This window comes from Ruegeria sp. YKSE079, assembly GCF_059612845.1.
The window spans coordinates 123,151-134,439 of the sequence record NZ_JBXWRJ010000011.1 but is presented as its reverse complement, the minus strand read 5'-3'; the positions used below and the strand labels follow the sequence as shown (position 1 = coordinate 134,439).

Sequence of the window (11,289 nt, the reverse complement as noted above, 5' to 3'; positions counted from 1 at the left end):
GAATTGGATTGATCAGGTTTAACCAGATTGCGACAAAGTGACATGGAGAGTGTCTCCAATTGTCTGAGGTCAGGGAGGAATTTATGACGCGCGTAACCGAACCCAGTTTCCGTGAAAGTGTGGATCTGATGTTCAACAGAGCGGCCGCTCTGATGGATCTTCCCCCCGGGCTTGAAGAAAAGATTAGGGTCTGCAACGCGACCTACACGGTTCGCTTTGGCGTAAGGTTGCGGGGCAAGATTCACACCTTTGTCGGATACCGGTCCGTTCACTCGGAACATATGGAACCTGTCAAAGGTGGAATTCGTTATGCGACTGCCGTGAATCAGGACGAGGTCGAGGCCCTTGCGGCTCTGATGACTTACAAGTGCGCGTTGGTCGAAACGCCGTTCGGTGGATCCAAAGGTGGTTTGTGCATTGATCCGCGTTTGTACGAAGAGCACGAGTTGGAACAGATCACCCGCCGGTTCGCATATGAGCTGGCAAAGCGCGACCTGATCAATCCGTCTCAAAACGTACCCGCTCCGGATATGGGTACCGGGGAACGAGAGATGGCCTGGATTGCGGATCAGTATGCCCGAATGAACACGACGGATATCAATGCGCGGGCGTGTGTCACCGGAAAGCCCCTGAATGCTGGCGGCATTGCTGGCAGGGTCGAGGCTACCGGGCGAGGCATTCAATACGCGCTTCGCGAGTTTTTCCGGCATCCTGAAGACGTCGCAAAAGCTGGATTGTCCGGAAAGCTCGATGGCAAGCGCGTCATTGTTCAGGGTTTGGGTAACGTAGGCTATCACGCCGCCAAATTTCTTAGCGAAGAAGACAACTCGAAAATCGTCGGGATCATTGAGCGCGACGGTGCGCTGTATGATCCTGAGGGTATAGACGTCGAAGCGGTGCACCAATGGATAGCAAAGCACGGCGGCGTGGCGGGTTATCCGGACGCGACCCATACGGCCGAAGGTTCAGCAGTTTTGGAAGAAGAATGCGACATTCTTATTCCGGCTGCGCTGGAAGGGGTAATCAACCTGTCCAACGCAGAGCGGATCAAGGCACCTCTCATCATCGAGGCCGCGAACGGACCAGTGACTGCGGGCGCAGACGAGATCCTGCGCAAGAAGGGAACCGTAATAATCCCGGATATGTATGCGAACGCAGGTGGTGTGACGGTTTCCTACTTCGAATGGGTCAAGAACCTCAGCCATATCCGTTTTGGCCGCATGCAACGTCGCCAGGAAGAGGCGCGGCACGAACTGATTGTGCAGGAACTCGAGCGGCTCGATCGTTATCTTGGCGACGCCTGGTCGATGTCCCCAGACTTCAAGGCCAAATACCTCAGGGGTGCGGACGAATTGGAGTTGGTTCGCTCGGGCCTGGATGACACCATGCGGATTGCCTATCAATCGATGAGAGAAGTATGGCACGCCAGATCCGACGTCGAGGATTTGCGAACAGCGGCCTATATTGTAGCCATTGACAGGGTGGCCAAGAGCTACCGCGCCAAAGGCTTGTAACGCATTGCAAGTTTTCTTCTCGGGCGTGCCTTTTGGCGCGCCCTTTTTGGTCCGTGTTTGGTTTGGGGCAGGTGAACAGGCGTTACGAATACGGCGTTAATAGTCGTGGGTAGGATAGTATTTGTCGAAAAGCGATATGGCCCAGGGGCGATCTGCTTGATAGGTGTTCGCCGGTGGGCCAGTCAAGAGTTGGCCGAAAGGGAGTGAACGATGCGTTTTTCTGGCCTTCGAGTGCTGAAGGAAGGGTTGACGGGCAATAAGGGATGGGAACCTCATTGGCGGGACCCAGAGCCTAAGTCTGGATATGATGTCGTCATCATTGGGGGCGGCGGTCACGGGCTGAGTACGGCCTATTACTTGGCAAAGGAGCACGGTCTCACCAATGTTGCGGTACTGGAGAAAGGATATCTCGGCGGCGGTAATGTGGGGCGGAACACCACTATCGTCCGGGCAAACTACTTTTTGTCGGGCAACTCCGAGTTTTACTCTCATTCGCTGAAACTTTGGGAAGGTTTGGAAGAAGACCTGAACTACAATGTGATGCATTCCCAGAGAGGCATCATCAATCTATTCCATTCCGATGGTCAGCGGGACGCAGCGGCGCGTCGTGGCAACATGATGATCAGTCAGGGTGATGACGCCGAGTTGCTCGACCGCGATGGCGTCCGCGCCAAAGTGCCTTTTTTGAATTTTGAAGACTTGCGCTTTCCTATCTATGGCGGGCTCTATCACGCGCGCGGAGGCACCGCGCGCCACGACGCGGTGGCATGGGGGTACGCCCGTGGTGCCGACCAGCGGGGCGTAGATTTGATTCAGAACTGCGAAGTCACGGGCATCGATATCGAGAACGGCGCTGTTCGAGGCGTGCGGACAACACGCGGCGCTATCCGGGCCAAGAAAGTTGCTATGGTAGTTGCCGGAAGATCCAGCCAGGTGGCTGCGATGGCGGGGATGCGCCTTCCGATCGAAAGCCATGTTCTGCAGGCTTTTGTTACCGAGGGGTTGAAACCTTGTATCGATCACGTTGTGACATTCGGTATGGGGCACTTTTATATCAGCCAGTCGGACAAGGGCGGGCTGGTTTTTGGCGGCGATCTGGATTTCTACGCATCCTACGCCGCCCGCGGAAACCTGCCCACTGTTGAAAACGTGATGGAAGCCGGCATGGCGCTGATGCCGATGATCGGCAAAGCTAAAGTGCTGCGCAGTTGGGGGGGCATTATGGACATGTCTCCCGATGGCTCGCCCATCATCGACAAGACGCATATTGACGGACTCTACCTGAACTGCGGTTGGAACTATGGTGGCTTCAAGGCAGTTCCGGGGTCCGGCAATGTCTTTGCTCACCTGATCGCCACGGGCCAATACCATGAGAACGCCACCAAGTTCCGCCTGGACCGGTTCCGGACCGGGCGAAGCATTCTGGACGAAGAGGGCAAGGGCTCTCAACACAACCTGCACTGAGGCGTATGGCAGATGTTGGAATTCGGTATTCTTGACGAAGAAAAGCTGGGGGCGAGAGCATGAGGATCACCTGTCCGCATTGCGGCGAGCGCGATCGCCGGGAGTTTTACTATCGCGGTGCTGCCGTGGGTTTGGACCGGCCTGCACCCGATGCCGGGGAGAAGGCATGGGACAACTTCGTCTACTTGCGCGAGAATCCAGCCGGAAAGACACGCGACCTGTGGTATCACGAAGGTGGCTGCGGGGCCTGGATCGTAGTGACCCGTAACACGATCTCACATGACATTCTGAACACTGAACTCGCATCGGAGACGCAGTCATGAGGATCAAGGGCAAGGGCCTTGTGGATCGCACCAAGCCAATTTCCTTCTATTTCGACAGTGTGCGTTATTCGGGATTTGCCGGAGATACTCTAGCCTCGGCCTTGCTTGCGAATGATGTCCGTTTGATGGGACGGTCGTTCAAGTATCACCGCCCGCGCGGGGTGCTGACTGCAGGAGGCGAAGAACCTAATGCGTTGATGACCGTAGGCCATGGGTCTGGGCAGGAACCCAATGTGCGTGCCACCATGCAAGAGATCTATGCCGGGTTGGAGGCACGCAGTCAGAACCGCTGGCCGTCTCTGAATTTTGATGTGCTCGGTATGAACGATCTAGCGGCACCGTTTTTCGGGGCGGGCTTCTACTACAAGACTTTCATGTGGCCAAAGAGTTTTTGGGAAAAAGTCTATGAGCCAGCGATCCGCCGAGCAGCAGGTCTTGGCGCGCTTTCGGGCCTGAACAATGTCGACAAGTATGAACGTGCTTTTGCATTCTGTGATCTTCTGGTTATCGGATCAGGGCCTGCCGGGCTGATGGCAGCGTTGGCCGCAGGTCGGGCCGGGGCGGATGTGATCCTCGCGGATGAAGGCAGCCGAATGGGTGGCCGTTTGTTGGCCGAAACATATGAGGTGGACGGGAAAACCGGCCACGTCTGGGCCGACGAAGTTATCGCCGAGTTGAGTGCGATGGACAATGTGCGCCTGATGACGAGGACGACCGTGGTAGGCGCTTATGATCACGGCACATATGGGGCACTGGAGCGGGTGCACAATCACACTGGCAACCGTCCCAACGGTGCACCGATGGAGACGTTCTGGCGGATTGTAGCCAAGCGATCGGTACTGGCCGCGGGCGCGTTGGAGCGGCCGGTTGCGTTTCGCGACAACGACCGCCCGGGAATCATGACCGCAGGGGCAGTGCGCGCGTACATCAACCACTGGGGTGTGAGTGCGGGCAAGAACGTAACGGTGTTCGGCAATACTGACGACGTTCATCGCACGGCCCGCGACCTTTTGGAGGCCGGTGTGCATGTGGCGGCGGTGATCGACAGCCGTCATGATGCACCTCTGTCCGACGACTATCAGGTTCTGCGCGGGGCTCAGGTTTGCGGTAGTTCCGGCCGAAAGGGGTTGGAAAGCATAACCGTGCGCCGCCCCAGCGGAGAAGAGAAGATTCAGACTGACTGCCTTGCGATGACAGGTGGGTGGAATCCGTCAGTCCATCTGACCTGCCACATGAGCGGGCGTCCGGTTTGGCGGCGCGACATTGCTGCCTTTGTTCCTGCTCCAGGTGCAGTTCCTGGAATGGTGGCAGCAGGTGCGTGCAAAGGGGCTTTCTCGACCGCGGACTGCCTGCGCGAGGGCGTTGCCGCAGCGGAGGAGGTGTTGAGCGAGTTGGGGCGTAAAGTGCCAGAGGTGGCGGTGCCGCATGCCGAAGATGCGGCTTATGAAATCGCGCCGCTTTGGTCCGTTCCAGGCAAGGGGCGCGCCTGGCTGGATTTCCAGAATGACGTCACCGTAAAAGATGTGAAACAGGCAGCAACCGAGAACTTTCGTTCAGTTGAGCACATGAAGCGCTATACCACCCAAGGGATGGCGACTGATCAGGGCAAGAATTCGAACGTGGCGGCGCTGGCCATTCTGGCTGACGCTACCGGACGTGAGATACCCGAGACTGGGACGACCACTTTCCGACCGCCATATTCGCCGGTAGCGATTGCCGCGCTGGGCGCTGGTGCCGAAGGAATGGGTTATAGACCACAACGGTTTACAACCTCGCACAAGGCCAGCGTCGCGCGCAAAGCACCTATGGTCGAGGCTGGCCTGTGGTACAGGCCCAGTTACTTCCCGCAATCAGGTGAAACTACTTGGCGTGAGAGTTGTGACCGCGAGGTCAAATACGTACGCGAGGCGGTTGGCGTAGCCGACGTTTCAACTTTGGGAAAAATCGACGTTCAGGGTCGGGATGCAGGACAGTTTCTGGATTTCGTCTATACTAGCATATTCTCGACGTTGAAGGTCGGGCGCACTCGCTATGGCTTGATGCTGCGCGAAGATGGGTTTGTCATGGATGACGGCACCACCGCACGATTGGGAGAACATCACTATGTCATGACCACAACGACTGCTGGTGCGGGCGAGGTGATGACGCACCTGGAATTTGTGGCGCAATGCCTGCGCCCGGATCTGGATGTGACCTTTACATCGGTAACCGAGCAATGGGCGCAGTTTGCCGTCGCCGGACCAAGATCACGCGAGTTGCTGAGTGACTTGGTTGAAGAAGATCTGAGCGATGACAACTGGCCATTTATGGCTTGTGGACCGATCAAGGTTCTGGGGGTTGATGGGCGATTGTTCAGAATATCATTCTCGGGTGAGCTAGCCTATGAAATCGCGGTTCCTTCACGTTATGGCGCTAGCCTTTTTGATTTTCTGACCGAACGCGCCGAGGCGCTGGGCGGTGGTCTCTACGGGATGGAAGCGCTCAACGTTCTCAGGATAGAAAAGGGATTCATCACCCATTCCGAAATCCATGGTCGGACCACTGCGTATGACATTGGAATGGGCCGGATGGTATCGCAGAAAAAGGACTGCGTCGGCAAGACGATGTCGGAACGACCCGGTCTTGAAGAAGCTGGGCGGGAAAGGTTAGTCGGGCTGAAACCCATCGGAGAAAGCAAACAGTTGCTGGCCGGAGCGCATCTATATCGCGAAGAGGCGGATCCAGTACGCGTCAACGATCAGGGTTATATTACGTCAGTCTGTTTCTCTCCCATGTTGGGCTGCATGTTGGGGCTTGGTTTTCTGGCTGATGGGCCTGAACGATACGGCGAAGTCGTCAAGATGGTAGATGGTCTGCGCGGGGTGACGACGCTCTGCGAAGTGGTGAACCCGGTGTTCCTTGACCCGGAGGGAGGGCGCGTACGTGGATAACTTGATTGCCAAAACCCCTTGTGAAGGACTGTTGCCGCTGACGGTTGGTACCGTCACGTTAAGTGAGGAAGACGCGGGTGTGATGACGTCTGTCACGCCTTACAAAGGTAAGACCAAGGCCCTGTCCGATGCTCTGAAGTCAGCACATGGAATGACCTATCCTGCGGCAAATCGCGCGACTGGCAAGGCCGGATCGCGTGCGGTCTGGTTTGGTCATTCGGCGGCAATGCTGATGGGGCCAGCTCCAGATGTGGCATTGGCAGAGCATGCGGCCCTTGTCGATCAGTCCGATGCCTGGGCTGTGGTCCGGTTAGAAGGGGTGGGGGCCGAGGACGTGCTGGCCCGCTTGGTGCCGGTCGATTTGCGAGAGGTACACTTCAAGCGTGGACATACTGTGCGCAGTCTGATGTTTCACATGACGGCTTCGATCACTCGTATTGGCGACAACACCTTCCAGATCATGGTATTTCGGTCGATGGCCCAAACGCTGGCCCATGATCTGAAAACGGCGATGGAAGGAGCGGGTGCACGCGGTTAACATGCGTAGGTTATGAATTGATTCCCGGAGGACCATGATGATCCGCCTTGCCGTTATTGCCATGCTATTGGCAACCCCGCTTTCTGCGGCCGAGTCCAAGGAAGAAAGTTGCCGATATCAGTCGGATGTAGTCGCTGCGATACAGAAAGCACGATTGGATCGGGTCAAAGAGCGCGACGTGCCAAAAGCGATTGCGGCAACAAATCCAGTCTGGCCCGATAACTACGATGCTGCAATTCCGCTGATCACGCCCTGGGTCTATGAGCAGAAGATGCGCGACGTGCGAAACAAGGATTTGGCGGCCGCTTGGCTGGAGCTTTGCTTGCAGCAATAATCCACACATCGGTCATTTCGCTGTGGACAAACGCTCGCCTATGCCTTGGCGAGCGTTTCCGTTTCTGCCACATTCAGTTCATGTCATTGCCCCCTGGATTTCTGGATGAATTGCGTACGCGCCTGAGCCTGTCACAGGTTGTCGGGCGTAAGGTCATGTGGGATGCCCGAAAGTCAAATCAGGGGAAGGGCGATATGTGGGCGCCATGCCCGTTTCACCATGAGAAGACGGCTTCGTTCCACGTCGATGACACGAAGGGATTCTATTACTGTTTTGGCTGCCACGCCAAAGGTGATGCAATCAGCTTTGTAAAAGAGACCGAGAATGTCTCGTTCATCGAAGCTGTCGAGATTCTGGCCCGCGAAGCCGGGATGCCGATGCCTGCGCGCGATCCGAAGGCGCAGGAAAAACAGGACCACCGCACACAGCTGGCTGATGTGATGGAACAGGCGGTGCAATTCTTCCGTCTGCAACTCAAGACCGGGGCAGGAGCCGCCGCACGAGATTACCTCGCGCGCCGCGGGTTGAACGCGCAAGCGCTGGACCGGTGGGAGATTGGATTTGCCCCGGACGATTGGCAGGCGCTGTGGGACCATCTGCGCGGCAAGAACGTGGCCGAGGACCTGATCCTTGGGGCCGGGCTGGCCAAGCCCTCGAACAAGGGCAAAAAGCCTTATGACACCTTCCGCAACCGCATCATGTACCCGATCCGCGATCCGCGCGGACGTTGTATCGCGTTTGGCGGGCGGGCGATGGACCCCAATGACAACGCGAAATACCTGAACTCGCCCGAGACCGAGCTGTTCGACAAAGGGCGCAGTCTTTACAATCAAGGCCCGGCTCGACAGGCGGCAGGTAAGGGGCAGCCGCTGATCGTGGCCGAAGGTTATATGGATGTGATCGCGCTGGCCGAAGCAGGCTTTGGCGCGTCGGTTTCGCCATTGGGTACCGCCATCACCGAACATCAGCTGCAACTGCTCTGGCGGATATCGGACGAGCCGATCATTGCGCTGGACGGCGACACAGCAGGTCTGCGCGCTGCGATGCGGGTGGTTGATCTGGCTTTGCCGCTGCTGGAAGCTGGAAAGTCGCTGCGGTTTGCCCTGATGCCCGAGGGCAAAGACCCGGACGACCTGCTGCGCGCCGAAGGGGCAGGCGCTGTGAAGGCCGTGCTGGATGGTGCCAATCCGATGGTCAAGCTGCTGTGGCAGCGCGAGACCGACGGCAAGGTGTTCGACAGCCCCGAGCGCAAGGCGGCTTTGGACAAGTCCCTGCGCGAGAAAATCAAGCTGATCCGCGACCCATCGATCCGGGCGCATTATGGGCAAGAGATCAAGGACCTGCGCTGGGAGTTGTTTCGCGCACAACGATCGCCCCAAAAAAGAGATTGGCAGCCGCGTGGGAAATGGCAGCCGGAGAAGGCGCCTGCATCGCCCGGAGCCCGCGCGTCGTTTCTGGCATCTTCAGAAAATGCTGACATCCGCCTGCGAGAAGCGGCAATTCTGGCCATTGCAATTCTAAACCCGAAAGTCGTTGTCCAGTTCGAACACCAATTGGAAGACATGGAATGCCTCGACCCGGATCACGCGGCTCTCAGGCAGGCCATCCTGCGGCACGCAATTGACGACCCGGACAACATCAAAGACCACATTGTTGCAGCTTTAGGACCCGAACCCCTTGAAAACCTACTAGCCCTTCGCCATGTCGCGGTGATCCCCTGTGTGTTCAAACCGGGCGACGTTGAAAAGGCCGAGATGACCCTGGCCGAGGAACTCGCAAAAATCAAAGCACTCCGGGGGCTTGACGCCGAAATTGCCGAAGCCGAAGAGGAGTTGTCTGATCTGGCAGACGAGGCGCTGACATATCGACTGGCTCAAGCTGCCGAAGAAAGAAACCGCGCTAATCGCAGCCAGAACGAGGATAAAGCCATATTCGATGTTGCCGACAATGGTGCCCGCCTCAGCCGGGATGAAAGGGAAGCCTTCGAATCAATCATGTCTGGCATCAAATTTGAACGAAAACGTAGATGACTTTGTGTTTTCCGGAAGAACAGCAAAAGAAAAACGGGTAAACGGGTGGCCGAATCATTTCTACGCGCTAATGATTCGGTTCCAACGAATCACCCACCCTGCAGGAGCTACTGAATGGCCGCCAAGGACACGACCGAGGAACGCAAATCCGACGAGCAGGAACAGGAAGTCTCGCTGGATATGAGCCAGGCCCAGATCAAGAAGATGATCGCCGAGGCCCGCGAGAAAGGCTATATTACTTACGACCAGCTCAATCAGGTTCTGCCACCTGATCAGGTCAGTTCGGAACAGATTGAAGACGTGATGTCGATGCTTTCGGAAATGGGCATCAACATCATTGAGGACGAAGAAGCCGAGGAGGAAGAGCAGAAGGGTTCGACCGATCTGGTCACGACTGACGGCCCCCGCGAAGTTGCGCTGGCAGGCGCCCAGGCGGAGAAACTGGACCGGACCGATGACCCGGTTCGCATGTACCTACGCGAGATGGGCAGCGTCGAGTTGCTGAGCCGAGAGGGCGAGATTGCCATCGCCAAGCGGATTGAGGCGGGGCGGAACACAATGATTGCGGGGCTGTGCGAAAGCCCACTGACCTTCCAGGCGATTACGATCTGGCATGACGAGTTGCTCAGCGAAGATATTCTGCTTCGCGACGTGATTGATCTGGAAACCACATTCGGCAATCAGCTGGACGAAGATGGCGAGGTTGAAGAGCCCGTTGTCGACGCTTCTGTCGCGCCCACGACACAAAAGTCCGAAGACAACGGCCCCGAGCTTGATGCCGATGGCAATCCGATTACCAAGGAAGAAGACGAAGACGAGGACGATCAGGCCAATATGTCGCTCGCGGCAATGGAGGCCGCGCTCAAAGAGCAGGTTCTGCATACCTTGGAGCGAATTTCGACTGACTTTGCGCAACTCAGCGAAATGCAGGACAGCCGTATTTCGGCAACGCTGAACGAAGATGGTTCGTTCAGTGATCAGGATGAGGCGACCTATCAGGCCTTGCGCTCTGAAATCGTGGAGTTGGTCAACGGCCTGCACTTGCACAACAACCGGATCGACGCATTGATTGACCAGCTTTACGGCATCAATAAACGGGTGATGTCGCTGGACAGTGCCATGGTGAAACTGGCCGATCAGGCCCGGATTAATCGTCGTGAATTTGTTGATACCTATCGCGGCCGTGAATTAGATCCGAATTGGTTGGCCGAGATGGCTGAAAAGCCCGGTCGTGGCTGGCAGATGTTCATTGAACGCTCGTCGGACAAGGTGGAAGAATTGCGGAGCGACATGGCGCAGGTGGGCCAATATGTCGGCTTGGATATCTCAGAATTTCGCCGGATCGTGCAGCAGGTCCAAAAGGGCGAGAAAGAGGCGCGGCAGGCCAAGAAGGAAATGGTCGAAGCCAACCTTCGATTGGTTATTTCGATTGCCAAAAAGTACACGAACCGTGGCCTGCAATTCCTTGATCTTATTCAGGAAGGCAACATCGGCCTGATGAAAGCGGTGGACAAATTCGAGTACCGTCGCGGCTACAAATTCTCGACCTATGCTACTTGGTGGATTCGTCAGGCGATTACGCGCTCGATCGCGGATCAGGCGCGCACGATTCGTATTCCGGTTCACATGATCGAAACAATTAACAAGCTGGTCCGAACCGGTCGCCAGATGCTTCACGAAATCGGACGCGAGCCGACCCCCGAGGAACTGGCCGAAAAACTGCAAATGCCGCTGGAAAAGGTCCGCAAGGTGATGAAGATCGCCAAGGAACCGATTTCGCTGGAAACGCCCATCGGCGACGAAGAGGACAGCCAGCTTGGCGATTTCATCGAGGACAAGAACGCGGTTCTGCCGCTGGACTCGGCCATTCAGGAGAACCTGAAGGAAACTACCACACGGGTTCTGGCCTCGCTCACGCCACGTGAAGAACGTGTTTTGCGAATGCGCTTTGGCATCGGCATGAATACAGACCACACGTTGGAAGAAGTTGGTCAACAGTTCAGCGTGACCCGCGAACGAATTCGTCAGATCGAAGCCAAAGCTTTGCGAAAGCTGAAACATCCTAGCCGGAGTCGAAAACTCCGTTCATTTCTTGATCAGTAAAAAAGCGCCCTGCGGGGCGCTTTTTTTGTTACGCGTTTGTCGCATTGCTTGGA

Annotated in this window: 8 protein-coding genes; all 8 read left to right on the top strand. The window is 56.6% G+C overall.

All coding sequences use genetic code 11. The features are described from left to right. Positions 1 to 83: 83 nt before the first annotated feature. The 8 genes from AC2FMY_RS12285 to rpoD all read left to right on the top strand — a co-directional run bounded on the left by AC2FMY_RS12285 (position 84) and on the right by rpoD (position 11,236). Complete coding sequence (locus AC2FMY_RS12285; protein WP_496743985.1) at positions 84 to 1,514, top strand: Glu/Leu/Phe/Val family dehydrogenase; 1,431 nt, start codon at positions 84 to 86, stop codon at positions 1,512 to 1,514. A 210-nt stretch (positions 1,515 to 1,724) separates the two neighbouring features. Further along, on the top strand, positions 1,725 to 2,978 hold the full coding sequence (locus AC2FMY_RS12280) for a sarcosine oxidase subunit beta family protein (protein ID WP_496743984.1): 1,254 nt from the start codon (positions 1,725 to 1,727) through the stop codon (positions 2,976 to 2,978). A gap of 59 nt (positions 2,979 to 3,037) precedes the next feature. Continuing rightward, positions 3,038 to 3,301, top strand: a complete 264-nt coding sequence (locus AC2FMY_RS12275) for a sarcosine oxidase subunit delta (RefSeq protein ID WP_480749842.1) — start codon at positions 3,038 to 3,040, stop codon at positions 3,299 to 3,301. Beyond that, a complete protein-coding gene (locus AC2FMY_RS12270; RefSeq protein ID WP_496743982.1) occupies positions 3,298 to 6,231 on the top strand; it encodes a sarcosine oxidase subunit alpha family protein in 2,934 nt (977 codons plus the stop codon). Before AC2FMY_RS12275 ends, AC2FMY_RS12270 begins: the two co-directional genes overlap by 4 nt. Continuing rightward, positions 6,224 to 6,769, top strand: coding sequence for a sarcosine oxidase subunit gamma (locus tag AC2FMY_RS12265; RefSeq protein WP_480749844.1), 546 nt, complete (start codon positions 6,224 to 6,226; stop codon positions 6,767 to 6,769). Before AC2FMY_RS12270 ends, AC2FMY_RS12265 begins: the two co-directional genes overlap by 8 nt. 37 nt (positions 6,770 to 6,806) lie before the next feature. Continuing rightward, positions 6,807 to 7,103, top strand: coding sequence for a hypothetical protein (locus AC2FMY_RS12260; RefSeq protein ID WP_480749845.1), 297 nt, complete (start codon positions 6,807 to 6,809; stop codon positions 7,101 to 7,103). An 80-nt stretch (positions 7,104 to 7,183) separates the two neighbouring features. Continuing rightward, positions 7,184 to 9,133: a DNA primase gene (gene dnaG, locus AC2FMY_RS12255; protein ID WP_496743980.1), complete on the top strand. Its 1,950-nt coding sequence runs from the start codon at positions 7,184 to 7,186 to the stop codon at positions 9,131 to 9,133. A 114-nt stretch (positions 9,134 to 9,247) separates the two neighbouring features. Further along, positions 9,248 to 11,236, top strand: a complete 1,989-nt coding sequence (gene rpoD, locus AC2FMY_RS12250; RefSeq protein ID WP_496743978.1) for an RNA polymerase sigma factor RpoD — start codon at positions 9,248 to 9,250, stop codon at positions 11,234 to 11,236. The last annotated feature ends 53 nt before the right edge of the window (positions 11,237 to 11,289 follow it).